A 25,722-nucleotide genomic window follows, 5' to 3' on the forward strand; every position below is an offset into this window, starting at 1 on the left:
TTTAATATTTCTCCATAAACAGAAGGCATATCTTCAGCTATTGTGTTACCTCCATTTAATAATGATTACCTGTTTATCAAGCAAAAAAATTATACCATTCCTTTAAATTTTAACATAATACAAGCTTCATCCTGTTTAACACCTAGCATATTTCGAATAAACATAAAAAATCCCATTTCGCAGAAAAGAAATGGGATGAAATTTTAAGCAGATGAATTGTGATCTGGAGGTTATGTTATATCCAACTCTTCAAACCGTTTATTTATATAATTACGAACTGCAGAAACATTTATATGCAGATTATCAGGCTATTTCTTTATCCCCGAAGATTTGATTTTTAGTTTTTACAGTGGTATTTTGCAAGGCTGTTTTCGCATACTTTGTTGCTATTCACCAAGTAATGCGGTGTGGTTGATTTCCCCTCCAATGCTCGCTTTCCGCGGGGCGGGCGGTGAGCCTCCTGTGGGGTCTCACCTGTCCCGCTGCTCCCGCAGGAGTCTCGCACTTCCGCTCCAATCAACCTTAAATCGTTTCGTTTTAAAAACAACAATCTTTACGAAAAAAGCCTTTTGCAATAACATAAAACTAATGCACAGAGTCTGTCAGGAACTTCGAAAACCTTGATAAATATCTACATGAGGATGTTGATACTTAAAAAAGCCTTGGTATTCATAGGCTTTTTTTTGAATGATCATACCGGGATTGAACGAACCACTGTAAATGGAGGTTCCTCTGTTGTTTCCATGTTCTTGGATTATCGGTGTAAAAACAAAATTCGACAAGGATTTCATCGCTGGTGTAAGATGAATGAAAAAGCCAGAAATGGGGTGAATGTTTTGGTTGGTTTATTACCGTCGCTGTTTGAAAAAGTGGGAATCATCGTAATCGCCGCATTCCTGCTTTCCTATATGAAACCGTTTCGGCAAATGATAGGCCATGAACATGATTTGTCCAAGAAAATCATGTTTATTGCACTTTTTGGGACGTTCGGCATCATAAGTAACTATACAGGGATCGAAATCGGGAATCATGCCATGCCGGAGTGGGATTGGTCTGGGAATTGGCATGCTGAGATTGCTCCCGAGAACGCGATTGCCAACACAAGGATTATGGGCGTGGCTATCGGCGGTTTGCTGGGTGGACCCTTTGTTGGATTGGGAGTAGGTTTGATTGCGGGCATTCACCGTTATTTTCTCGGGGGTTTTACGGCGGGGGCATGTGCGATCGCTGCGATTTTGGCTGGGGTTTTATCGGGTTTTTTGGGGAAAAGGCGCCGAAAGCATGGGACGATCACCCCTTGGTTCGCCCTTCCCATTTGCATGGCATTGGAAGCGATCCAAATGGGCATCATCCTGATGACGGCCAAACCATTTGAAAGGGCGTGGGAGCTCGTACAAGTAATTGGACTTCCCATGATCATCATCAACGGGTTCGGGACTTTACTGTTCATGCTCATCATTCAGTCGATCACGAGGGACGAGGCACGGACGCGGGCTGTACAAACCAATCTTGCGTTCCTGATTGCGGATCAGACTTTGCCCTATTTCCGGCAAGGTCTGAATCAAACATCATGCAAGAGAATAGCCGAAATCATCTTGGGGCTGACTGAAGCCGACGCCGTGGCCATTACCAATGAACATAGCGTACTTGCCCATGTGGGTGCTGCATCCGATCACCATGTCCCAAAGGTGGGAATAGCGACAGGCTTAACGAAAAAGGCCCTTGAACAAGGGGAAATCATCGTGGCCAAAACAAAAAAGGACATTTATTGTTTCCATGATCAATGCCCATTGGAGGCGGCCGTGGTCCTGCCGTTGCAGGTCCAACAGAAAACGGTCGGGACTTTGAAGATGTATTTCAAGCATCCGGATAAATTAAGCCAAGTGGAACAAGAGTTAGCTGAAGGGTTGGCAAAACTATTTTCCACTCAATTGGAACTCGCTAAAGCGGAAATGCAAACGAAATTATTGAAGGATGCTGAAATTAAGGCCTTACAGGCACAGGTACATCCTCATTTTTTATTCAATGCAATTAATACGATATCCGTTCTATGCCGGACGGATGTCGAGAAGGCAAGAAATTTATTGCAGGAGCTCAGTGCCTTCTTTCGTTCTAATTTACAAGGGGCCCGACAAATTCTTGTGCCGCTGGAAAAGGAATTGGAGCATGTTAACGCTTATTTATCCTTGGAGCAGGCGCGTTTTCCAGATAAATATCATATCGACTACCGCATTGAGCCAAGGCTTAAGGAAGTTCTCATCCCTCCATTCACGTTACAGCCGCTAGTTGAGAATGCGGTACACCATGCATTTCCACCTGTGAAAGGTAAAGGTGAAATCATCATTCACGCATACTTTAAAGACCATTCATTGCAAATTGTTGTGGAAGATAACGGAAAAGGGATTTCGTGCGGGAGAATAGATGAGTTGGGTAAGCATGCTGTAGAATCGACTAAGGGTACAGGAACGGCCCTTCATAATATCAGTGAACGGCTGGAAGGGATCTATAAAGGACAGGCCAGCCTCTCGATCGCAAGTGAACCGGGGCACGGAGCACAAGTGAAAATATCAATACCACTCAACGAAAAAGGAGCATATGTCAACGATGATGAAAGCATTTATCGTAGAGGATGAACCACTGGCAAGAGACGAATTGAAATATCTATTGAAGAGAAGCAGGCAAGTTGAAGTCTTGGGTGAGGCCGAGGGGATAGAAGATGCCATGAGGGAAATCTCCCGCCTTAAACCCGAACTTGTCTTTTTGGACATTGAGCTTGCAGAAGGCAATGGCTTGCATTTGGCTAAGCAATTGGCGGAACTTGACCCTGCACCTTCGCTCATTTTTGCGACCGCTTATGATGAGTTTGCCCTCCAAGCTTTCGAGTTATATGCCTTTGATTATCTATTAAAGCCATTTAATGAAAAAAGGATTCGGCAAACATTGGATAAGCTCATGAAGCAGCGGCAAAGCGAGAAAGGTGAATCCAGGACAGCACCTCCGGCCAGCCATACGGCGGTGGAACAGACTGGTAAATTGGCTGTATCGATAGATGATCGGATCGTTTTGATCGACCGGGATCATATTTTGTTCATAGGACTCGTGGAAGGAAAGACGATCATTAAGACCGAAGAAAATGAATATAAAATCGGTGAGCCCCTCATCGTGCTTGAAAGGAAGCTCGATAATCGCTCATTTATACGGGTGCATCGTGGTTTTATCGTGAATGTCATCCATATATCTGAAATACAGCCTTGGTTCAACTCGACTTATAATCTCATTATGAGTGACGGATCGAACATTCCGGTAAGCCGCACATATGTGAAGGAGCTAAGGCAGCTTATCGGTTTTTAAAAATTTTCATAATTCTGCATTTTATCTTCTTCATAATGCAGTCCATCCCCCGATATCTGCATTATAACTTGAAAACCCATTGAAGCCGCTTTCATTGTGATATCATCATTTTACGATGTAAGAATAGAGGGGGTTCAAATATGAATGCGGTTACAATTGTCATAGGCTCCATTTGTATATTAATGATTGCCTACCGTTTATACGGGACATTCATAGCACTTAAAGTATTAAAACTCGATGATTCGAAGCCGACTCCGGCCCATAAATTAGAAGATGGAAAAGATTATGTTCCAACAAATAAATGGGTGGCATTCGGCCACCATTTTGCAGCCATCGCAGCGGCCGGTCCATTGGTGGGTCCGATCCTTGCTGCACAATTCGGTTATTTGCCAAGTTTATTATGGCTATTAATCGGGGCTGTAATCGGGGGAGCCGTCCATGATGCCGTCGTGCTTTTCGCGTCGATGCGGAAAGACGGCAAATCCCTTTCGGAAGTTGCGAAAGAGGAACTTGGACCTGTAGCAGGTTTCTGTACAGGACTCGCGATGCTTTTTATCATTACGATCACGATGGCAGGACTATCAATGGTCGTGCTGCATGCTTTGGAAAATAATCCATGGGGGACGTTTGCAGTCGGGATCACCATTCCCATCGCCATGGGAGTAGGGCTTTACCATAAAAAAACCGGCAATCTGAAAGGTGCGACCATCGTCGGGTTTGCGCTTATCATGGCCGCGATTTTACTTGGCCCGAACATTCAAGGAACGGCACTTGGTGACTTATTGACACTTGAGGCAAGCACACTTGCCATCATCTTGCCGATCTATGCTTTCTTCGCTGCCGCATTGCCTGTTTGGCTGCTGCTGGCACCACGTGATTACTTGAGTACATTTATGAAAATCGGTGTTTTTGCCGCATTGATTATCGGCGTTTTCGTGGTAAATCCAGAAATCCAGTTTCCTGCGTTTACCGAATTCATTAATGGCGGGGGCCCGATTGTAGCCGGACCCGTTTGGCCATTCATTTCAATAACGATCGCCTGTGGGGCGATTTCAGGATTCCATGCATTTGTCGGATCGGGCACAACCCCCAAAATGTTAAACCGTTGGAGTGATATCAAATCCGTCGGTTTCGGAGCGATGCTTGTGGAATGTGTCGTTGCCATCATGGCACTGATTGCTGCGGTCTCGCTGCAGCCAGGAGATTATTTTGCGATTAACTCTTCACCTGAAGTATTTCAAACATTAGGTATGGAAACCGTGCACCTTAACGAACTTAGTGAAGAAATCGGCATTAATCTGGAAGGACGTACAGGCGGCGCAGTTACACTTGCTGTCGGCATGACCTATATTTTTACCGAAATTCCCTTCTTTGACAAACTGGCTTCGTTTTTCTTCCAATTCGTCATCATGTTCGAGGCGGTGTTCATACTAACCGCAATCGATTCAGGGACACGTGTTGCCCGTTACTTAATCCAGGACTTCTTCGGAGAGTTCTATAAACCATTAAAAAGGGTCGACTGGCTGCCGGGTAACATCTTCGCCAGCGCGTTAGCCTGCTTTATATGGGGATACCTGCTTTACTCTGGGGACATTAGTTCGATCTGGGCACTCTTTGGCGTATCCAACCAGCTCATGGCCTCGATTGGACTCATCATCGGTGCGACCGTCGTATTGAAAATTGCAGACAAACGCTGGTATATGTGGACATGCCTCGTACCCCTTGCCTACTTATATGTAACGGTTAATGTAGCAGGGTATTGGATGGTCAGAAACGTATACCTGAACCCGGACTCTGCAGGATTCAGCATCTTGAACGGAATTTTATCGATCACCATGTTAATCCTGGGCTTGATCATTCTGGTTGCCGCCTTGAAAAAATGGCGGGAACTTTGGAAAATACCACAAGCAGAACTACTGAAAAGAACAGCATGAGCATAAAAAAATCCGGGTGGAAACTGCCCGGATTTTTGTTCGTTGCGAGTGTTAGAAAACCCCCTCAATTTCGTTTGCCTTAACAAAAACCTGAAAAAGGAAAGTATCAATAATCTCAACTTTGTTAATGATAGCAAATGAGGAGGTGTGATAAGATGGCAAAAGATGTTCTATGTGAAGTGAATAATTGTAAATATTGGGATTCTGGAAACAAATGCAGTGCAGATGCTATTTATGTTGTCAGCCATAAAGGGAATCAAGCAACAAATAGCAAAGAAACGGATTGCAAAACATTTGATCCAGAAATTTAAATCATCGAGGGTAACCATCAACTGGTTACCCTTCTTTCTTTTTATTATTGATAATAAAAATCATTTTCATTCAAGATTATAGAAATTCATTTCATTTTTCTTCATGAAAAGGATATTTAGGCGATAAATATGATAGTTTGGGCGATAGTTCGCAACTTTACTCGTGAATTTAGCTGTTTTACTCGTGAAATTGTGCACATTACTCGTGAATTTGGCTGTTTTACTCGTGAATATAGCTATTTTACTCGTGAGATTGAGCACTTTACTCGTGAATTCGCCCATTTCTCGTGAGATTGGGCAATTTACTCGTGAGATTGGGCAATTTACTCGTGAATTTGGCTGTTTTACTCGTGAGATTGAGCACTTTACTCGTGAATATAGCTATTTTACTCGTGAAATTGAGCAATTTACTCGTGAATTTGGCTGTTTTACTCGTGAGATTGGGCAATTTACTCGTGAATTTGGCTGTTTTACTCGTGAATTTGAGCATTTTACTCGTGAGATTGGGCAAATTACTCGTGAATATAGCTATTTTACTCGTGAATTCGCCCATTTCTCGTGAGATTGGGCAATTTACTCGTGAGATTGGGCAATTTACTCGTGAATTTGGCTGTTTTACTCGTGAATTCGCCACTTACTCGATTAGCCCATTACTCGTGAGTTGAGCACTTACCTTTGAAAGAGTCAGCCCATCACCGATCGGAATGAGCACGGATTCCAGTTGAGGGTGTTTGGCGACCGTTTCATTGAATGCCTTCATGAATGCAGTGTGACGTTCAGGTTCAGCATCCGGATATGCGACACTGCCCCTCGCAAGTACGTTATCCATGACGATCAAAGCACCAGGTTCCGCCAGCTTAATGCAATATTGCAGGTAATTTTCATAATTGTCCTTGTCGGCATCTATAAAGAAAAAATCAAATTTCTTGTTATCCTGAACGAGTTTTTCAAGGCTTTGCAGAGCTGCCCCGGTCATATATGATACTTGATCGCCAAAGCCGGCTTTGGATAGATTGCCATAAGCTAACTTTGCGTAATCCTCTTTTAATTCAAGGGAGGTTAATGTTCCTTCGCTGCCGAATCCCCTGGCAAGGCAAATCCCGCTATAGCCCCCAAGAGCCCCTATTTCCAAAACATTTTTAGCCCCTGAAATGGATACAAGCATTGTAAGAAGTTTCCCGGATGAGGGGGATACCGATATGGACGGCATTCCGTTTTCTTGTATGGATGTAATGACTTCTTCCAATAGGGGATCTTTTGTATAAAATACTGAATCGATATAACTGTTAATTTGTTTCATTCATTTCCAATCCTTTCTCATCATTATTGGAGGTTTCTCTTTCTTCACTTTTCTTATCGGTTGTTTCATTTTCTTGTATTTCAAATAATTGAATGAATTCGTTGATTAACATATCAATGGCCTTCAATTCACCGACTAAGATTTGATTAATGGATTGAAACTCTGGTTTATCTAACTGTTCCTTAATGGTTGAACGTTTAATATTCATCATTTCTAAAAAAGCAATGGCCCTTCCGCGGCGAAATGTTTTTGGTCCACGATGGTGTGAGCCGTGGTCTTTTCCTTTGTAATGGCCTTCTTTTTTGAGTTTTTCCTTTCTCATGTTAAAACCCCCTTTTGTGTATACACATGTATACAAAGTGTCGACTGATAATAGAATAGAAAAATTAAAATACCGTTTATAAAAAGTTTGTCTAAATTGTGAATTCGTTATTTAGAGAGTCAAAAAAGTACTTACATTCAAAGAATTTTTTTTGTTATAGTAACAAATAGACCGGTTGGTATGGTGGGGGTGTGCTACGGAAATGGATACAAAATCGTTGATAATCGAGAATGCGACGATTCTTTTCCAGCAAAAAGGATATAAAGGTGTTGGACTAAGCGAAATCTTAAAAGTATGTAATGTTACGAAAGGTTCGCTTTATCACCATTTCCCTAATGGAAAAGAAGAATTATTAATCGCTTGCCTTCATTCCTTGAATGAAGTAATTACGACGGATATCGTGGAAATTTTTGAACGGTATCCGACAACGTTAGAAGCGACAAAATACATGATTGAAAAGTTAATCGTCCATTTAGAAAGGGAAGGGACGATTACGGGTTACACATTTAGCAGCATGGTAAGTGAAATGGCCACATTAAGTGATCCTGTACGAAAGGCTTGCGCCGAACTTTATGTGAAAATTCAAGGGATTTATTTTAATAAGCTTATAGAAGATGGATTTTCAAAAGAGTTAGCTTCCAATATTGCATTGATGATGACAGCCTCCATCGAAGGGGCAATGATGCTTTGTTTGGCCGAAACATCGGCAAAGCCGCTAAAAGTAATTTCGCAAATGTTACCCAATATATTGAAGGAGTTTTAACAAGTGGATAATAAAAATATTAAAACAGGACCGATAATGGCTGCCCTTTTGGTAGCAGGCTTTGTTGGACTATTTAGTGAAACCGCATTGAACATCGCCTTAGGTGAATTGAGCCATATTTTTGGCGTGGATGCGACGACTATACAGTGGCTTGCAACAGGCTACTTTTTAACGCTTGGTATTTTAGTGCCAGTAACAGGAATTTTAATGCAAAAATTCACTACACGCCAAATGTTCATGGCGTCTTTATTTTTTTCGATCATCGGAACGGCCATCGCTGCAGTAGCACCGGTTTTTAGTGTGTTATTGACGGCCCGTGTCATTCAGGCAGCTGGCCTGGCGATCATTTTGCCATTGACGCAAAATGTCATTTTCACGATTTTCCCACCTAATAAACGCGGCGGGGCAATGGGTGTGATGGGCTTAGTCATTTTGGCGGGTCCAGCATTCGGTCCTACATTGGCAGGAATGATTTTAGATACGTTATCATGGCATTGGATATTCTGGTTTACAATTCCATTCTTGCTATTCTCGCTTATCTTCGGCTATCTCTATATCCCGAATGTCAATGAAACTCGACAAGTATCAATCGATATCTTATCAGTTGTGTTATCGACGATTGGCTTTGGTGGGGTTGTATACGGTGTAAGTGTAGGCGGGGATCATGGTTGGGCGAGCATGACGGTAATTGGCACGATAACCGTTGGATTGATTGCCCTAATCCTCTTTGCAATCCGTCAGACAAAGATGGAAAACCCGATGTTGAATTTAAAAGCATTCAAATACCCACTATTTGTGCTAGGTCTTGCGATGAACATGATTACATTCCTCAACATGTTATCGATGCTGGTCGTTTTACCGATGTATATGCAAATGGCGTTATTGGTTTCTGCGTTCGCCACGGGGCTGATCATGCTGCCAGGAAGTCTATTAAACTGCGTTTTTGCTCCGATAATCGGCAGACTGTTTGATAAATATGGGCCTCGTACCGTAATCACACCAGGAACGATGCTGGTTGTCATTGGCTACGGGCTATATGCAATGTATGGAACAGAAACAGCACTATGGATCATGGTTGTTACGCATATCGTGATGATGCTTGGCATTGGCATGGTACTCGCTTCAGTACAAACGAATACATTGAATGCATTGCCAAAACGATTCTATCCGGATGGCATCGCGATTACGCAAACATCACAGCAAGTATCAGGGGCAATTGGGATAGCGGTCATGGTTTCGCTATTCTCTGCGAAGCAAAATGGCTACTTGATAGATGTGGCAAATGATTTACCAGCAGCAGCTGCCTCCGGTTCATCACTTGTATTTAAAATCAGTTTGATCTTCGCCATCGTGAATGTGGTGCTTTCACTGTTCATGAAAAAACCGAAGTAACAAAGGTAAAAAAAACAGATCACCATTCTAGCAGGTGATCTGTTTTCATTTTTGAACTTTACTAAGTAAAGCTAAAAGCTGCTGCTTTTCTGCCTCATTCAAGTTGGCAAACTGTGATGCTTGAAAATGTTCTTGTTTTGGAACAACTTCATGAAAAAACTCTTTTCCTTCCTCTGTCAATGAAAGGTATTTTGTTTTCCATTCCTGTTCCCGTTTAATCAATCCCAACTCTTCCATTTTCCTTAATAATTGAGTGATATTGCCTTTTGTCACAAAAAGCTTGTTTGCCAGTTCTTGCTGAGACAATCGTTCATGTGAACCCACTTGAACCAGGATATCGAATTGGGCTGCCGATAGATTCCATTCCTTTAAATGTTGATTGGATTCCCGGATGCTCTGGTTATATATTCGTGTTATTCGGAACCATAACATTAAACCTAGTCGTTCCTCATTAGATGCTGAGGGATTCGTTGTGTTTTCTTTCATGAATGTCACCTCATTCTTTCTTCGTCACAATCAGTTTATGAATAAACCAATAGGGTGTCAAATGCAAAAACTTCCATCCTCGAATTAAAGAAACCAGTATGATCAATTGATACTGGTTTCTTTGATTCCTTCATTATGTAGTCGTTAGTTTAGCAAAGATGATAAAAAACAGTGTTAATTCGCCTATTATCACAATATTCGGTACCCCGACAAACAAATTAAAAATAAAAAAGATAGCTAAAATCCCTAAAAATAATCCTAAATGATAGATTTGCAACCGCTGGTGCTTATGTCTATATTGATGGAAAACAAAAGTGGTTGACATGAAATAGAGCAATACGGAACCGAAAACAAAATATAAGATAAATGAATAATGGACTTCATGTAAAAACAATAATCTGATGGCTGCTGCAATCATGCTTATGGACATTAAAATAAACAGATGACCGTAAATGATGATTTGGCCGGAAGATTGTACAGACTTGTCGACCTTTTTTTCCATGTTATCGAAATATTGCCACCACATAGCTATTATCAGGGCAAATGAAATGATGGAAAAGGCTATCGAATCCCAATTTCCTTGTTTAGGCTGAATGACCGCAAGAGTGCTCACAAGAGCTTCCCCAAAGAGAATGATGGTAAATAGACCAAAGCGCTCCAACAAGTGGGCCGTATTTGTAGGGACCTTTTCTAAGCACTTTCTTCCAAGGATTGGGATGATGATATCGATCAGGATGCCCAAATACAGCACAGCATATCGAAGCCAGGAATCAAAAAGGACGGAGAACAATGAAATGGCGATTCCAATCCAAAAATACCTTCCCAAAAAGAGTGCTGCCTTTTTTCGAACTCCCTCTTCTATCCGCTGTACAACAAGGTATTGGATGGCAGTCACGGCTCTTAAGCCAATATAACCAATTAAAAAAGAAAGATAATAAGGATCAAAATCAACAGATAAGCTTGATGTCATAATGAGGACAAAGAACATTTGCAATATCAAAAATAGCCGTTGATGAAATACATCCTTACCAAACCGGTTAATAAATATGGTTTGCCCTACCCAAGCCCACCAGATAGGAATAAAAATCAACATGAACTTAAATAAATACTCTGGATGGATATATCCATCTTCAACATGCAGTAAAACATGAGTGGCGCCCGCAACGGCTGCCACAAATAACAAATCATAAAAGAGCTCTAACCATGTAACTTTCTTTTCATCCATTTCCGCACTCCTCCCGATCGCCTTATAGTTTATAGTATGTTGTAAATATTCAGGAAATGGAAGAGGGACTTTGGTGCATTCAATTTAGAATTCATGTTTATTTTAGGAAGTTCTTTTTACCCAGCTATTATGTTTTGCCATATTTAGTGATTAGGAATAACGTCACTTTTTCGACTTTGGTATATTATGGTACTATAGGAGATGATTTCAAAATGGGAGGGAAGTAGATGACCAGAACCATCGGCCTTATTTGTGGCAGTTTACGGGAAAATTCTTATAATCGAATCATTGCTCAATCATTGACAGGGATGGTTGATTCTTATCAATTTCGCTGGATCGAAATTCATGATCTGCCGTTGTTTAACGAAGACTTGGAAATAAGCGGCATTCCAGAAACAGTGCCGTCATTTAAATCAGCCGTTCAGGACGTTGACGGTATCATTATCGTAAGCCCAGAGTATAATTCCGGAATACCAGGCGTATTAAAAAATGCATTGGACTGGGCATCAAGACCACGGGAGTCCGCTGTACTTACCAAAAAACCAGTTGGCCTGATCGGGGCAACTCCTGGGGGAATGGGCACTGCATTTGCTCAAATGCAAATCAGGCAAATACTGGAGGCCATGCAAGTTCATGTTCTTCCATTTCAAAAAATGCTGATATCTCAAGTACATAAAAAGATTGATTCTGATCGGAAAGTTCTTACTGACGATCAAACAAAACGTTATCTTGAGCGTTATTTACAACAATTCATTCATTGGATCGATCACACTCCAGTTCTAGATTAATTAGCCATAGTCAATGAATCTTATTATATATATGATTGACAGGCTATAAGTATATAGATAAACTTATAAATAACAATCAGTTAAGTTATAAACTGATTGCAACCAACGAAGGAGTTGGGGGAATTTCCCTACATATGAACTTTCTTCGATAGCTTTAATAAAAGGGGGACTTTAAAAATGTCTGATCTCTATTCTCGTATTTCCAAAGATGATGCTGCCGTTCTGCTAGTGGATCATCAAACCGGTCTTATTTCAGGGCTAGTGCGTGATTATGGTGTTGATGAATTCAAGAACAATGTTATGGCTCTTGCCAACACCGCCAAGTTTTTTGATTTGCCAGTCATTTTAACAACGAGCTTTGAAAACGGACCGAACGGACCCCTCATGCAAGAATTGGAAGAACTCTTTCCTCACGCACCAAAAATAGCTCGCCCTGGACAAATTAACGCATGGGATAATGAAGATTTTGTTAAAGCAATCGAAGAAACTGGAAAAAAACAACTAATCATCGCGGGCGTTGTTACGGATGTCTGCGTTGCTTTCCCGGCACTTTCCGCTTTGAACGCTGGTTATGAAGTATTCGCTGTCACGGATGCTTCTGGAACAGTCAGCAAACAGGTAGCTGATGCAGCCTTAGCACGTATGGCCCATGGCGGTGTGCAGCTTATGAATTGGTTTAGCGTAGCGTGCGAATTACAACGTGATTGGCGCAACGATGTCGAAGGTTTTGGTGCTTTACTTTCCAGCCAGCTTCCAGGTTATCAAAATATAATCGGAAGCTATAGGGGAGCTCAGCGTGATTTCAGCAAGATATAAAGAATGAAGGAAGGGACATTTTTCCCTTCTCAGACTGTAGGCAAACTTGATGAAAATCGAGTTTGCCTACAGTTTTTTTATGATTAGTAGAATTTTGTCCTCTCCAGGCACTCGCTTTCCGCGGGCGGTCCGGGAGGCTTTGTTTTAAAACTTGGATGGGAATGGACTATGATTTTAAAAACAAGATTCCTTAATGGTTTTTGACTGTTTTATGAAACCCTCAATGGATTTCTGAAATCAACTCCGAACGTTTTTTGAGGGTTTTGTAAAATATGCCATTTTGATTGGCTGAAGAATGCGTATTCCTAATTCCATCGCCAAAGTTTAGCCCCTTTAAAACGGCTCATCATTCCAAACCCTCAGCTACACCCCGCCCCTGACTTCACTATCATGCATTCCAATCTGCCTCGAATTTTATTGTAAATCGCTTACGAAATAAAAAGATGCGGTATTGTGCACAATTGTTTAAAGAGTATATTATTGTGCAGTACTAATGACAACATTCGGACTTAGAAACGCTACATTTTTAATAAGAAGTGAGATATCGTAGAAGCAGGGAGAGGGATTTAGAATGTTTTTAGATGAAAGAAGCGCCAATTTACTAAAACTATTACAGCATTCGCCCATTTCAAAAATGAAAGAACTTGAAGCCCAAACAGGTCTGACGAGAAGGCAAATCCAATATGGTCTGAGCAAAGCGAATGACTGGCTCCAATTTCATGGATATCAACCGATTCAATATAATCGTGAAATGGGCTACTCCTTTTCTGAAACGATCAGGGATGAAGAATTGAATGTAAAACTGACAAAACGCAATTATATATTTTCAGAGACAGATAGGGAAAAAGTATTTTACCTCATGATCCTGTTAAGCCGAGAAGAATTGTCCGTCTATCATTTCCAGGCGATCACCGGGCTTTCACGTAATACGGTGTTGAAGGATTTAAAAAGACTTAAAGAGAAAAACAGGGACATATCGCTCAAAGTCCAGTATTCCAAACAAGATGGCTATGTGGTGATTGGGGAAACCCGAGTAAAGAGATATATCATTGAACGTCTCGTGCATGATGTACTGAACAGTCCCAATAGTGAGTTGATCATGGAATGCATATGGGGAAATCATGAAAAGCAAATCAGCCCGATCCGGATACAGCTTGAAAGGATCGAACGTAAATTGGGCATCACCTTTACGGATGAACGGCTTCATGAACTGAGCTATTTATTTCTATGTACAGATCAGCTCATAGGAAAAGGGGAAGAGTTACAGGCAGACCATAGCTGGGCGCCGTTTGTTGCGACGGAAGAATACAAAATGGTTGAGGAAATGACCAGAACGAATGCCTTTCAATCAGTATGGAGCGAAACGGAAAACTTATACGCAACCTTACATTTATTGAGCATGAATCGAACGAAGGATATTTCTCCTCTTAAGGATGATGAAGCCATTCAACATCTTTTGCAGGAAATCGTGGCAGAGTTCGAGAGGCTGGCATTTGTTCACTTGAAAGACAAAGAACAGCTATGCCAACAATTATACGTTCATTTTAAACCGGCATATCATCGCCTGCGGTATGGTCTCCCGCAAATGAACCCGATGACGGGAAGGGTGCAGAAGGTCTATCCTGAATTGCATCATTTGACAAAAAAATCCCTGTGGGTGCTGGAGAAAGAAATTGGCTGTCCGGTATCGGAAGAGGAAGTCGCATACTTCACCGTCTATTTTGGCGGCTGGCTGCGCAGGCAAGGGACGACATTGGATGATCGAAAACGGGCAATTGTCGTATGCCCGAATGGCATTGGCATCAGCAATATCCTCATTTATACATTGAGGGAATTATTTCCGGATATATTGTTCCTGGACGTTCTGTCCGTTAGAAATGCGGCTGAATACCCACTGTCGTACGATCTTGTTTTTTCAACGGTGCATATGAGAACAAAAGCGGCATTATTCGTTGTACCGCCCATTTTGGAAATGCAGGACAAACATACATTGCGCCAGCAGGTCATGCAGGAATTGTATGGATATACGACGGAAAGTGTGGATGTTGCAGCTTTATTAAAGATCATATCCAAGTATGCAACCATCCATGAACAGGATCAACTTGAAAAGGCTTTGAAGTCGAATGTGTATACCCATACACAAAAAATAACCCAATTTTCTTTAAAGGAGGCAGAGAAGCCTGTGTTAGAAGAACTGCTCAATATGCAAACGATTCAATTACAGCGGCATGTTTCCGATTGGAAAGAAGGCATTCAAGTCGCGGCCAAGCCTCTCGTGGACTTAGGAACCGTAGAGGAACGGTATGTGGATGCCATGATCGAGGCGATAGAAACGAATGGACCATATGTAGTGATAACGCCAGGAGTGGCGATTCCCCATGCACGTCCGGAGCAGGGGGTCAGGTCTTTATCCATGAGTTTGCTGAAATTGGATGAAGCCGTGGACTTTGCGCCGGATAAACCGGTACGCCTGATAATCATTTTGGCGGCCGTGGATAACGATTCGCACCTGCGGGCATTGATCCAGCTCACTCAATTATTGAATGAACCAGCCAATATAGAAGAAATTTTAAGGACTTCAGATAAATCGGTCCTTATGGAGTACGTTCATAAATATTCGAAGGAGGAAGCGGAATGAAAATCATGGTAGTATGCGGAAACGGATTGGGGAGCAGCTTCATCATGGAGATGAATGTGAAGAAAGCATTGACGGAAATGGGTAAGACAGCCGAGGTGGATCATACGGATCTGGCATCCGCAAAAACGGTTCAGGCGGATATTTACCTGGGAGCGGCGGATATTGTCGGTCAGCTGGATGATGGAACCCGGACGATCGTCACACTGGAGAACATGATGAGCATCCCTGAAATCAAATCTAAATTGGAAATGCATGTAGGATAAAAAAAGGAGAGATTGATATGAAGAAAATCATGGTAGTATGCGGAAATGGATTGGGAAGCAGCTTCATCATGGAGATGAATGTGAAGAAAGCGTTGACGGAAATGGGTAAGACAGCCGAGGTGGATCATACGGATCTGGCATCCGCAAAAACGGTTCAGGCGGATATTTACCTGGGAGCGGCGGATATTGTCGGTCAGCTGGATGATGGAACCCGGACGATCGTCACACTGGAAAACATGATGAGCATTCCTGAAATCACATCGAAATTGGCTTCACATCTATAAGAAGTAAACATAAGAAGAGGGGGAGAGGCAATGCTGGAACTTATCATGAATGACATCTTGGGTACACCTTCCATACTTGTGGGGCTGTTTGCCCTCATCGGCCTGCTGTTACAGCGGAAATCCAGTGCGGATGTTGTATCTGGAACGCTAAAAACCGTCATGGGCTTCATTATCATTGGAGCGGGGGCGGCAGTGCTCATTGGTGCCCTTGATATATTCAGTAAAATGTTCGATCATGCATTCAATGTACAAGGCGTCATACCGAATAACGAAGCCATTGTCGCAGCCGCCCAAAGTGATTTTGGGACTTCGACTGCACTAATCATGGTTTTTGGTATGGTTGTCAATGTTTTGCTGGCTCGTTTCACGCCATTTAAATATATATTCTTAACGGGACACCATACCTTATTCATGGCTTGTTTACTTGCAGTCACGCTTTCGGTCGGCGGGCTCAATGGTTTTCCGCTTATCTTGGTCGGTTCCATTCTATTGGGAGTATGCATGGTGATGTTCCCGGCCCTCCTTCAGCCATACGTACGGAAGATTACCGGAAGCGATGATTTTGCCATCGGCCATTTCGGGACAATCGGATATTTTGTATCCGCGACTGTTGGAAAATGGTTTGGAAATAAGGAAAAAACGACAGAGCAAATCAAGGTTCCAAAATCTTTAGGATTCCTGAGGGACACATCAGTCGCTGTATCGCTTACAATGACGATGTTCTTCGTGATCGTCGCATTATTTGCCGGACAGAACTATATTGAAACGGAATTATCCGGCGGTTCGAACTTCATCGTATTCTCTTTCATCCAGGCGATAACATTCGCTGCAGGAGTCTATATCATCCTTGCAGGGGTACGGATGTTAATTGCTGAAATCGTCCCTGCATTCAAAGGGATTGCCGATAAAGTCGCGCCGAATACAAAACCTGCATTGGACTGTCCGACCATTTTTCCATTCGCTCCAAATGCAGTGATCATCGGGTTCCTATTCAGTTTCTTGGCTGGACTATTATCCATGTTCCTCCTTCCGGCACTTGGATTGAAAGTAATCGTTCCTGGGCTCGTACCGCATTTCTTCACCGGTGCTGCAGCAGGAGTATTCGGAAATGCCACAGGAGGCAGACGCGGAGCGATGCTTGGATCCTTTGCCAACGGGCTCATCATTAGTTTCCTGCCGGCAATTCTCCTGGTCTTCTTGGGGGATGTAGGGTTTGAAGGCACCACATTCGGTGATTCGGACTTTGGCGTGGTCGGTCTCTTGATCCTAAGCGTCATGAAACTTTTAGGATTATCCTAAACTGTTATACTGATAAGGTAAAGAAACAAAAATAAATGAATGAATGAAACCAACAGCCTAAGATCTTTATAGATAATGGGCTGTTGGCATTTTCATATCATTCGGATTTTTGAGGTGATTTGCATGACCAACAAAGCAATTGTGCTCGATTTGGATGGCACGACATTGAACGAAAGAAATACTGTGAACGAGACGCTGGAACAATACATAGGCGAACTCAGGGAAAGAGGGAAGCTGATTTTCATTGCAACAGGAAGGACGCTTGAAGAAATGAGGGACGTTTTGCCGTCCGGCATGGAAGTAGATGGAGTGGTGACTGCCAATGGAATGTCCGTATTCATCGGAAAGAAGCAGATAGCCGAACACGCCCTGCCGCTGGATCTTGTGGGAGAATTGGTAGCCAAAGCAGGAGCGGAAGAGATTTTTTACGAAGTTCATCCGAACGATGGAACACGGATGGCATTACTTAAAGATAAAGACTATATGGTTAAACAAGGTTTGATGCCAAAGCCTGAGACAGTCGATGAAAATGAATGGCTATCAAGACAGGATGCAGTGGAAGAAAAAATAAGATGGTCAGAACAACTGGATATAAGCAGCGTAGCCAAAATCTACTTCTTCAGTAATGAAATGAATGCGATTCGAAAATGGAAAGCGGAGTTGGGGGAAATCAAGCAGTACAATGCCTTTACCACAGCTTCCTCCACCCATCATAATGTAGAAGTGACCGTGGAAGGCATCACAAAAGCAACAGGCGTTCAACTTCTGCTGAAGCATTTCCAGCTAGCGCCGGAAAATATCCTGGCAGTAGGCGATGGCGAAAATGACCTCCCGCTATTCCAACTCGCCGGACATTGCGTTGCCATGAAAAACGCCACAGACCTGGTCAAAGAACAGGCCGATGAAGTGACGGAGCATTCATATCGAGAAGATGGACTGTATCGCTTTTTAAAGGGAATGTTTCACTAAGATAACCTGGAAGGCAAAAGATGATCCAATTATGTTTGTGGAATTTGAATGTTGATTGGATGCATTTAGAGTCAGACGATCGGAAGCAAAAAAACATCAGGGGGATTTCACATCCCCCTGATGTTTTTTGTTTATCCATTTATCCTATTTATTCCCTGGAGCAGGTTGGTCGACCCCTTTAATTCTATGGCTATGCCCATCTTCTTCCGTTGTGTAAAAATCGTAATAGTGAACGTGCATTCCATTTCCAACCGGAATGGGTGGTCCCGAATAAGCCTTATAATAATGGGTATGTCCATCCTCAAATAACACATATCCTTCAGTATAATGAATATGTTCTCCCTCTTGTGATGGAATTGGCGGGGAAGTTACATCTAAACATTGATGGACATGGCCGTCCGCTACGGAAGTATAATCAACAGATCCATGATTATGATGTGGTACGAACCCTGATACAAAATCATCTTTTCCTACTTTATTCAATCTCTTCACCCCTTGTATAAACAAACGTTTTATAAACCATATGAAATAAGAAGATTCATAACGTCAAATTTATGTAAAGGGGATTAACACGTGAAAAACCACAATACATGAACGTAAATCCAGAGTTAAAAGCGCTTTAAGTGCCAGGTGGGATCAGTTTAAATGATAAAATAGAAAGACTAATGAATTGAAGGAGGCTTATCATCTTGGAAGCCAAATGTGTTAAATTCTATGAATTCGGGAATCCGCAAAAGGTTTTAAAAGTTGAAAATAAGTGTATTCAAAAACCTTTCGAAGGGGAGGTCCTCGTTCGGATGACTACAAGTCCCATTAACCCGTCTGATTTGCTGCCCATTCGCGGTGCATATTCCCACCGAATTCCCTTGCCTTCCATACCCGGTTATGAAGGGGTCGGCATTGTAGAAGAGGTGGGTCCTTCAGTTTCGAACGAGCTGATAGGCAAGCGTGTTCTGCCTTTGCGCGGTGAAGGGACCTGGCAGGAATATGTTAAAACATCTGCGGATCTGGCCATCGTCATTCCCGATTCGATCGAGGATCATATTGCAGCACAATTATATATAAATCCGATAACCGCATGGCTAATCTGTACAGAAGTATTGGCATTGAAACCGGATGATGTATTACTTGTAAATGCTTGCGGATCTTCCATTGGCCGTATCTTTGCCCAGTTATCCAAGATACTTGGATTTAAGCTGGTTGCTGTAACGAGAAACAGTAAGTATACGGAGGAACTGCTTAAACTTGGTGCTTCATATGTGATCGATACGTCCCGATCATCCTTGCATGATACCGTGATGGAATGGACGAATGGGCGCGGAGCGAAAGCGGCCATAGATTCAGTGGGCGGCATCGATGGTTCAGAGCTAGCTTTTTGTGTTCGGCCTAATGGCATCTTATTAACGATCGGCCTTTTATCAGGACAGTCTGTAAATTGGGCGGAAATTTCACAAAGGACAAAAGTGGATGTTAAAATGTTTCATCTTCGGCATTGGAATCAGCAGGCTTCCGTACAAACTTGGCATGAAACGTTTAACCTTTTGATGGGTTTCATTAATGATAAAAGATTGAAGTTCATGATGCCGGGTTCCTACTACAGCCTTCAAGGTGTGCAAGAAGCCATTCAAGTCGCTAGCAATGGAGGGAAGATTTTCTTAAACAACTGATTTCGCATGAGTCATGCATCTTGGAGCTCTTCCAATAGGTTCCTAAGGTAAATGGAAATGGCCCCTGATAATATGAAATTACTTGATTACCTGTAAGGTGCTAGTTTAGAATGCGGAATAGAACATGTTGCTACATGATACGACTTTGGAGGAACTACTTATGAAAACAATATATGTGAATGCTACATTTTTTACTATGGACAAGGAAAATCAAATCTTTGAAAACGGCATGATGATTGTACAAGATGATACCATATCCTACGTCGGCCAGCATGATGAACAACAATTGGCTGATGCAGACCAAGTGGTCAACCTTGGCGGGAAATGGATCATGCCAGGCCTTGTGAATGCCCATTCGCATATTGTAATGACCCTTTTACGCGGTATCGGGGACGATATGCTGCTGAAGCCATGGCTTGAAACGAAAATATGGCCACTTGAAAGCCAGTTTACAACGGAAATCGCTTCTGTAAGCACTCAGCTTGGCATTATGGAAATGATGAAATCAGGAACCACGACATTTTCGGATATGTTTAATCCTAATGGAATAGATGCAGGTGCTGTCATGGAGACAATAGGCGAAACAGGAATGCGCGGAGCCTTCTCCTACACGATCTTCAGCTTGGGTACCGAAAAAGACCAAAAAGCGAACCTCATGGGGGCAGAAATGTTTTCAAAAAACTATAAAACGTTTGCCGATGGCCGCCTGACTGCCATGGTCGCACCACATAGCCCTTATGCCTGCACACCTGAAGCGATCATGGAAAGTGCACGGATTGCAAAAGAGAATGATTTGATGGTGCACATCCACGTATCGGAAACGGACTTTGAAATCCTCGACATCGAAAAACGTTACGGATCCCGTCCTGTCGAGCACCTTCGCCGTCTAGGTCTGTTCGACCAGCCTACCGTGATGGCACACGGTGTGGTTCTTAATGACGAAGAGCGGGCGATACTAAAACAGCATGATGTTCGCGTAGCCCACAATCCAATCAGTAACCTGAAGCTCGGATCTGGAATTGCCGATGTCGTCAGCCTTCTTGATGCAGGCATTAAAGTGGGAGTGGCAACTGATGGCGTCGCCTCCAATAACAACTTCGATATGTTCGAGGAAATGAGGACAGCTGCATTATTGCAAAAAGGAATCTATAAGGATGCCACTAAATTCCCTGCCCAAACAGCACTCGCCATGGCCACAAGAATGGGCGCAGAAGCGATAGGCATGAGCCATACAGGATCACTGGAAGCTGGTAAAAAAGCAGATTTCATCACCATTTACCCATATGACAAAGAACATCTGCAGCCGCTGAGTGAAGCCTATTCGCACCTGCTCTATGCAGCACGCGGAAATGATGTATGTGATGTGTACATCGATGGCAAAATGGTCGTGAAAGAAAGGCACTGCTTAACGATCGATGAAGAAAAAGTAATCGCCGAATCGAATCGCCTGCAAGGTACACTATCACGTTAACCTGATGGGAAAACAAACGGATGCACAGAAAAAGGAGCTGCCATTTGCAGCTCCTTCTTTTTATGGACTCAATGATGAAGATGTGGGAGGACCAGTAAGGAATAGTACGCAGCGAATGGCCGTCAAAAAGGAATGACCGCTAGTATTGTAGAATAAATTGTAACTAACACTCTGAAATCCGTCCTGAGTCCAGGTTCTGGAAATATGGAAACAAAGTAGGTATGCAAAAACGGTTAAATACAAAAAAATGCTGCTGACCGCAAAATATTAACCAACTTGATAAAAAATCTTTGCCACCATGGATCATGAATTTCACCAATAATTGAAAAAGGAGGACAAGATGAATGGATGGTGAATCTTCATTATTAAAAGAACAGTTGTATCAACTGGAGGAGAAATTGTTAAAGTCTGAAGTCCGTAAATCTCCAGAAGAGCTTTCATTATTATTGAAAGATGATTTCTTTGAGTTCGGCAGTTCGGGTAACATATGGTCAAAAAACGATTTTATGGGGCAAGAGGGAGCCGGAGCGGTGAAGATGACACTAAGTCAATTTGATATGCATCCATTGTCTGAGGATACCGTTTTAACGACGTACCGGATTTTTGATGAAGATAAAGTGGAACATACCTTAAGGAGTTCAATCTGGAAATGTACGAATGGAAGATGGCAAATGTTTTTTCATCAAGGCACAAAAACGAAAGGGCCCCGCTAAGCCTATTATTTATGAAAAAGAAAAAAATTAATATCATAAAAATGCGTAAGTAAAATGAGATTTGATTTTTGAAAAAACTATTTCACTAAAATGATAGGGGTGGGTGAAGCTGATCTTTCGTACCATTGATACCGATAAAGATAAAGAGATTATCATTAAATTCAGGAAAGATTCCTATGTTGTAAGTTTTGGATCTGAAGATGGTTTTGGAGATGAGAATACATATCTGCAACGAATGAAAGAACGGATCCGCAAATTTCCGGATGGACAGGTGATCATTGAAAAGGACCAAGAACCGATTGGCCAAATGGAACTTCAAATTCGTGAGTATGAAGGAATGGAAATCGGCTATGTGAATCTTATTTATCTTATTCCCGATTACCGCAGTAAAGGCCTTGGCAAGGAATTGGTTCGCTACGCAGAAAACTTTTTCAGGCAATTTAATGTATCCGAATATCATTTAAGGGTTTCTCCGGATAATGGAAGGGCGATTCGTTTATATACGAATTCAGGCATGAAGAAGATAAGCGAAGAAAATGAAAAATACCTTGTATGGAGAATGAGCAAATCAATTTGAAGTTATGTCAATATAATTAAAAGTTATCAATTCACTATACTATAAAAATATCTAGCGTGAGGAAAAATACGGTTGACTTTAGAGAAATTAGAATATATAGTGAAGGACATAATTAAATATAACGTTAATTCTTATCAAGAGATGTGGAGGGACTTGGCCCTATGATACCTCGGCAGCGGGTTTTTACTTTTGTAAAAATACTGTGCTAATTCCAACGGACGAAAGTTTGAAAGATAAGAAGGAGCTTTTCTTAGATAATTAATTTAAGAGTTTACTCTTTTTGATGTCTAAAAGAGGCCTCTTCTGTCTGATGACGGAAGAGGCCTCTTTTGTTTATTCAAAATGTATATGGTTATTTGGAGAATTGGTGCAATTACTCGTAAGTTTGGCAGATTTACTCGTGAGTTTCACGCATTTACTCGTGAATTTGGCAGATTTACTCGTGAGTTTCACGCATTTACTCGTGAATTCCAAAAATTTAACCCTATCATTATGAAACTTGGCAAAGCTCTTCTCTAGATAATGAATTGGTACAAATAAACAGCATGGGGGGAGATTGGATGATTGAGTTTCAACATGTCAAAAAGGTTTATCAAACAAAGAAACAGACTGTCGAGGCTTTGAAGGGCATCAATTTGACAGTGGAAAAGGGGGATATATTCGGTGTAGTCGGTTATAGCGGGGCCGGGAAGAGTACGTTGATCCGGTTGGTCAATTTGCTTGAACATCCTTCAGGTGGTTCAGTGATTGTTGGGGGCAAGGATTTAACCAAATTGAACCCGAAGGAATTGCGGGCAGAAAAGAAAAAAATCGGGATGATCTTTCAGCATTTCAATTTGCTGAACTCAAAGACCGTTTTTGATAATATCGCCATGCCGTTGATTTTATCGGGAATCCCCGGTAAAGAAATCAAAAAGCGGGTAGGCGAGCTGTTGGAGTTCGTTGGCTTATCGAGCAAAGCAAAGAGTTATCCGGAACAATTATCCGGCGGTCAAAAGCAGCGGATCGGCATTGCGAGAGCATTGGCTACCAATCCATCGATCTTATTGTGTGATGAAGCTACCTCGGCATTGGATCCACAAACAACTAGTGCCGTTCTTCAGCTCTTAAAGAAAATCAATAAAGAATACAATATCACCATTCTGCTAATCACTCATGAGATGTCTGTCATTAGGGAAATTTGCAATAAGGTAGCAGTCATGGAGGGCGGATGCGTCGTTGAACAAGGTTCGGTTTTCGAAGTTTTTGCGAAGCCGCAAACGGATATTGCAAAAAACTTCGTAAGAACGGTCATACATGACGAAATTCCACAAAGTTTCCTAAAAAGCATAGGGTCCCATATCCCGATTATTTGGAAAATTAATTTTATTGGGACTACTTCGGGTACTCCTTTACTTTCAACGATCTCGAAGAAATATGATGTTCATTTAAGTGTTTTATCAGCCAATATTTCTGAAATTCAGGAAACGCCTTTCGGGAATTTGATCATCGAAGTGACCGGGAACAAAAATGAGGTGGACAAAGCTTATCAATATATTAAAGATGAGGGGATTCTCGTCCAGGAGGTGCAGATTTAATGGGTAATACGCTTTGGGGAATGGAAATAACGGCAGATCAGCTGTCGACAGCTTTCGGTGACACACTTTATATGGTAGCCATCTCATTGGTATTTTCCGGATTGATTGGGCTTCCGCTCGGTATCCTGCTTGTCATTACAAGAAAAGGTCACATCCTGGAGAATAAATGGGTCTTTAATGTATTGAACCCGATCATCAATATATTGCGGTCGGTTCCTTTCATCATCTTGCTTGTAGCACTTATTCCGTTTACAAGAATGATTGTAGGCAGTGCAATCGGAACGAATGCGGCGATTGTTCCGTTAATCTTTTACGCGGCTCCTTATATTGCCCGGCTTGTGGAGAACTCCCTGTTGGAAGTGGACAAAGGGATCATCGAGGCAGCTCAGGCGATGGGGGCGACGACATGGCAAATCATTTACCGCTTTTTGATTCCCGAGGGACTTAGTTCGTTGATCCTTACATTTACAACAGCGACAATCGGGCTTGTTGGTTCTACGGCCATGGCAGGTGCCGTCGGTGCAGGCGGGGTCGGAGATCTAGCTTTGGCTTATGGTTATCAAAGGTTCGATACGATGACGATGATTGTCACAGTGGCGGCGCTCGTGATCATCGTTCAATTATTGCAATCCACTGGGAATTTCGTTTCAAGAAAAATCAGAAGAAGATAAACATAACAGGAGGCAGGAGAAATGAAGAAAATCTTATTAACGATCATCGTATTGGCATTGGCCATCGTGTCAGCAGCATGTGGGAAAAAAGAAGGTGCATCAGGCGGTTCGGATGATGTGAAAACAGTGAAAGTCGGTGTCAGCAGCGGGGATACGAGAACATGGGAATACATTGTCGATATAGCGAAAGAGGAAGGGCTTAATATCGAACTGGTCACTTTCAATGATTATATCCAACCAAACCTTGCGTTAAGTGAAGGTGAAATCGATGCCAATTCATTCCAAACAGTCGCTTACTTCGATGAATTCGTTCAAGATCAAAACCTGAAATTAGAGGCCATCGGGTCGACTGTCATTGCGCCTATGGGCCTTTATTCGAAAAAACATAAAAGTCTTAAGGATCTTCCGGATGGTGCTACGATTGCCGTTCCGAATGAAGCGACAAACTTCGGCCGTGCACTGCTCCTTCTTCAGGAAGCCGGATTGATTACATTGAAAGAGGAATTCAATGGATCGGGATCATTGGAAATCATTAAGGATAATCCGAAAAAATTGAAAATCCAGCCTGTTGCTGCCGGCAATACGCCTCGTCTATTGGATGATGCCGATGCTTCAGCCATCAATAATAACTTTGCCGTCGAAGCGGGCCTTACTTTAAAAGATTCATTATTCCATGAAAGTAAAACGGCGAAACCATATATTAATATCATTGCAGTTAAAAAGGGCAATGCCGATCGTCCTGAGCTGCAAAAATTAGTGGAGCTTTATCAATCGAAAAAAGTGGAAGCGTTCATTGAAAAAACGTTTAAAGGAAACACCATTCCTGCTTATGTTTCTGTAGATGAATTAGTCAATTACCAGGATGCTTGGACAAAACCAGCTAATGAAAAATAATGCTTGAGAAC

General features: G+C 42.2%; 28 protein-coding genes and 1 riboswitch. Of the genes, 23 read left to right on the forward strand and 5 right to left on the reverse strand.

The genetic code is table 11. The annotated features are described in order from the left end of the window. Positions 1 to 641: 641 nt before the first annotated feature. The 6 genes from ACQKFG_RS09870 to ACQKFG_RS09895 all read left to right on the forward strand — a co-directional run bounded on the left by ACQKFG_RS09870 (position 642) and on the right by ACQKFG_RS09895 (position 6,158). Positions 642 to 2,633, forward strand: coding sequence for a LytS/YhcK type 5TM receptor domain-containing protein (locus ACQKFG_RS09870; protein WP_427558399.1), 1,992 nt, complete (start codon positions 642 to 644; stop codon positions 2,631 to 2,633). Next, positions 2,605 to 3,351, forward strand: a complete 747-nt coding sequence (locus ACQKFG_RS09875) for a LytR/AlgR family response regulator transcription factor (RefSeq protein WP_427558402.1) — start codon at positions 2,605 to 2,607, stop codon at positions 3,349 to 3,351. Before ACQKFG_RS09870 ends, ACQKFG_RS09875 begins: the two co-directional genes overlap by 29 nt. Before the next feature lie 140 nt (positions 3,352 to 3,491). Further along, the gene (cstA, locus tag ACQKFG_RS09880) at positions 3,492 to 5,285 is read left to right on the forward strand and encodes a carbon starvation protein CstA (protein ID WP_192206473.1); all 1,794 of its coding nucleotides are present in this window, start codon (positions 3,492 to 3,494) and stop codon (positions 5,283 to 5,285) included. Positions 5,286 to 5,440: 155 nt separating this feature from the next. Then, positions 5,441 to 5,596, forward strand: a complete 156-nt coding sequence (locus tag ACQKFG_RS09885; protein WP_192206472.1) for a DUF1540 domain-containing protein — start codon at positions 5,441 to 5,443, stop codon at positions 5,594 to 5,596. Positions 5,597 to 5,725: 129 nt separating this feature from the next. Further along, entirely contained in the window at positions 5,726 to 5,887 is a 162-nt protein-coding gene (locus ACQKFG_RS09890) for a hypothetical protein (protein ID WP_427558406.1), read from the forward strand. Further along, positions 5,865 to 6,158 carry a hypothetical protein gene (locus ACQKFG_RS09895; protein ID WP_427558409.1) on the forward strand — a complete coding sequence of 98 codons (294 nt, stop codon included), beginning with the start codon at positions 5,865 to 5,867 and terminating at the stop codon, positions 6,156 to 6,158. Before ACQKFG_RS09890 ends, ACQKFG_RS09895 begins: the two co-directional genes overlap by 23 nt. A gap of 72 nt (positions 6,159 to 6,230) precedes the next feature. Here the strand turns inward: ACQKFG_RS09895 and ACQKFG_RS09900 are convergent, their stop codons facing one another. Together ACQKFG_RS09900 and ACQKFG_RS09905 are read right to left on the reverse strand one after the other, a co-directional pair. After that, on the reverse strand, positions 6,231 to 6,896 hold the full coding sequence (locus tag ACQKFG_RS09900; protein WP_427558412.1) for an O-methyltransferase: 666 nt from the start codon (positions 6,894 to 6,896) through the stop codon (positions 6,231 to 6,233). Continuing rightward, positions 6,883 to 7,218, reverse strand: a complete 336-nt coding sequence (locus ACQKFG_RS09905) for a hypothetical protein (protein WP_427558415.1) — start codon at positions 7,216 to 7,218, stop codon at positions 6,883 to 6,885. Before ACQKFG_RS09905 ends, ACQKFG_RS09900 begins: the two co-directional genes overlap by 14 nt. Before the next feature lie 202 nt (positions 7,219 to 7,420). Between ACQKFG_RS09905 and ACQKFG_RS09910 the strand changes: the two genes are divergently transcribed. Both ACQKFG_RS09910 and ACQKFG_RS09915 read left to right on the forward strand, forming a co-directional pair. Then, entirely contained in the window at positions 7,421 to 7,981 is a 561-nt protein-coding gene (locus ACQKFG_RS09910) for a TetR/AcrR family transcriptional regulator (RefSeq protein ID WP_427558418.1), read from the forward strand. 36 nt (positions 7,982 to 8,017) lie between these two features. After that, a complete protein-coding gene (locus ACQKFG_RS09915; protein WP_427559681.1) occupies positions 8,018 to 9,373 on the forward strand; it encodes a DHA2 family efflux MFS transporter permease subunit in 1,356 nt (451 codons plus the stop codon). A gap of 45 nt (positions 9,374 to 9,418) precedes the next feature. Here the strand turns inward: ACQKFG_RS09915 and ACQKFG_RS09920 are convergent, their stop codons facing one another. Continuing rightward, the gene (locus tag ACQKFG_RS09920) at positions 9,419 to 9,859 is read right to left on the reverse strand and encodes a MarR family winged helix-turn-helix transcriptional regulator (RefSeq protein WP_427558421.1); all 441 of its coding nucleotides are present in this window, start codon (positions 9,857 to 9,859) and stop codon (positions 9,419 to 9,421) included. Between the two features lie 133 nt (positions 9,860 to 9,992). Further along, the gene (locus ACQKFG_RS09925; RefSeq protein WP_427558424.1) at positions 9,993 to 11,084 is read right to left on the reverse strand and encodes a low temperature requirement protein A; all 1,092 of its coding nucleotides are present in this window, start codon (positions 11,082 to 11,084) and stop codon (positions 9,993 to 9,995) included. Between the two features lie 227 nt (positions 11,085 to 11,311). Between ACQKFG_RS09925 and ACQKFG_RS09930 the strand changes: the two genes are divergently transcribed. From ACQKFG_RS09930 to ACQKFG_RS09960, 7 genes are all read left to right on the forward strand, one after another. Continuing rightward, positions 11,312 to 11,872: an NADPH-dependent FMN reductase gene (locus tag ACQKFG_RS09930; RefSeq protein ID WP_427558427.1), complete on the forward strand. Its 561-nt coding sequence runs from the start codon at positions 11,312 to 11,314 to the stop codon at positions 11,870 to 11,872. A gap of 177 nt (positions 11,873 to 12,049) precedes the next feature. Beyond that, on the forward strand, positions 12,050 to 12,688 hold the full coding sequence (gene ycaC, locus ACQKFG_RS09935) for an isochorismate family cysteine hydrolase YcaC (protein ID WP_076372250.1): 639 nt from the start codon (positions 12,050 to 12,052) through the stop codon (positions 12,686 to 12,688). A gap of 571 nt (positions 12,689 to 13,259) precedes the next feature. After that, positions 13,260 to 15,326, forward strand: a complete 2,067-nt coding sequence (locus tag ACQKFG_RS09940; protein ID WP_427558431.1) for a BglG family transcription antiterminator — start codon at positions 13,260 to 13,262, stop codon at positions 15,324 to 15,326. Then, complete coding sequence (locus ACQKFG_RS09945) at positions 15,323 to 15,589, forward strand: PTS sugar transporter subunit IIB (RefSeq protein ID WP_347940452.1); 267 nt, start codon at positions 15,323 to 15,325, stop codon at positions 15,587 to 15,589. The genes ACQKFG_RS09940 and ACQKFG_RS09945 overlap by 4 nt, the downstream gene beginning before the upstream one ends. A 17-nt stretch (positions 15,590 to 15,606) precedes the next feature. Beyond that, positions 15,607 to 15,873: a PTS sugar transporter subunit IIB gene (locus tag ACQKFG_RS09950; protein ID WP_076372257.1), complete on the forward strand. Its 267-nt coding sequence runs from the start codon at positions 15,607 to 15,609 to the stop codon at positions 15,871 to 15,873. 30 nt (positions 15,874 to 15,903) lie between these two features. Then, positions 15,904 to 17,172, forward strand: coding sequence for a PTS ascorbate transporter subunit IIC (locus tag ACQKFG_RS09955; protein ID WP_076372259.1), 1,269 nt, complete (start codon positions 15,904 to 15,906; stop codon positions 17,170 to 17,172). 123 nt (positions 17,173 to 17,295) lie between these two features. Then, the gene (locus ACQKFG_RS09960) at positions 17,296 to 18,141 is read left to right on the forward strand and encodes an HAD family hydrolase (protein ID WP_427558436.1); all 846 of its coding nucleotides are present in this window, start codon (positions 17,296 to 17,298) and stop codon (positions 18,139 to 18,141) included. A 144-nt stretch (positions 18,142 to 18,285) separates the two neighbouring features. On the opposite strand, the gene ACQKFG_RS09965 is transcribed toward ACQKFG_RS09960, so the two are convergent. Next, entirely contained in the window at positions 18,286 to 18,624 is a 339-nt protein-coding gene (locus ACQKFG_RS09965; protein WP_427558439.1) for a YmaF family protein, read from the reverse strand. A gap of 206 nt (positions 18,625 to 18,830) precedes the next feature. Between ACQKFG_RS09965 and ACQKFG_RS09970 the strand changes: the two genes are divergently transcribed. The 8 genes from ACQKFG_RS09970 (at position 18,831) to ACQKFG_RS10005 (ending at position 25,711) form a co-directional block, all read left to right on the forward strand. Beyond that, positions 18,831 to 19,808: a zinc-dependent alcohol dehydrogenase family protein gene (locus ACQKFG_RS09970; RefSeq protein ID WP_427558442.1), complete on the forward strand. Its 978-nt coding sequence runs from the start codon at positions 18,831 to 18,833 to the stop codon at positions 19,806 to 19,808. Between the two features lie 160 nt (positions 19,809 to 19,968). Then, positions 19,969 to 21,279 (forward strand): amidohydrolase family protein, encoded by a 1,311-nt coding sequence (locus ACQKFG_RS09975; protein ID WP_427558445.1) that lies wholly within the window; start codon positions 19,969 to 19,971, stop codon positions 21,277 to 21,279. 4 nt (positions 21,280 to 21,283) lie between these two features. Further along, positions 21,284 to 21,415: a hypothetical protein gene (locus tag ACQKFG_RS09980; RefSeq protein ID WP_286182344.1), complete on the forward strand. Its 132-nt coding sequence runs from the start codon at positions 21,284 to 21,286 to the stop codon at positions 21,413 to 21,415. Between the two features lie 208 nt (positions 21,416 to 21,623). Then, a complete protein-coding gene (locus tag ACQKFG_RS09985) occupies positions 21,624 to 21,992 on the forward strand; it encodes a DUF4440 domain-containing protein (protein WP_349727550.1) in 369 nt (122 codons plus the stop codon). A 103-nt stretch (positions 21,993 to 22,095) separates the two neighbouring features. Beyond that, positions 22,096 to 22,569, forward strand: a complete 474-nt coding sequence (locus ACQKFG_RS09990; protein WP_427558448.1) for a GNAT family N-acetyltransferase — start codon at positions 22,096 to 22,098, stop codon at positions 22,567 to 22,569. Positions 22,570 to 22,697: 128 nt separating this feature from the next. Next, positions 22,698 to 22,809: riboswitch (SAM riboswitch) on the forward strand. A 320-nt stretch (positions 22,810 to 23,129) separates the two neighbouring features. Next, positions 23,130 to 24,146, forward strand: coding sequence for a methionine ABC transporter ATP-binding protein (locus ACQKFG_RS09995; protein WP_349727553.1), 1,017 nt, complete (start codon positions 23,130 to 23,132; stop codon positions 24,144 to 24,146). Between the two features lie 20 nt (positions 24,147 to 24,166). Continuing rightward, on the forward strand, positions 24,167 to 24,817 hold the full coding sequence (locus tag ACQKFG_RS10000) for a methionine ABC transporter permease (RefSeq protein WP_053537357.1): 651 nt from the start codon (positions 24,167 to 24,169) through the stop codon (positions 24,815 to 24,817). 21 nt (positions 24,818 to 24,838) lie between these two features. Next, on the forward strand, positions 24,839 to 25,711 hold the full coding sequence (locus tag ACQKFG_RS10005; RefSeq protein ID WP_192206454.1) for a MetQ/NlpA family ABC transporter substrate-binding protein: 873 nt from the start codon (positions 24,839 to 24,841) through the stop codon (positions 25,709 to 25,711). The last annotated feature ends 11 nt before the right edge of the window (positions 25,712 to 25,722 follow it).

Origin of the sequence: Peribacillus sp. NPDC076916, from assembly GCF_050269675.1 — a bacterium.
Taxonomy (GTDB): domain Bacteria; phylum Bacillota; class Bacilli; order Bacillales; family DSM-1321; genus Peribacillus; species Peribacillus aracenensis.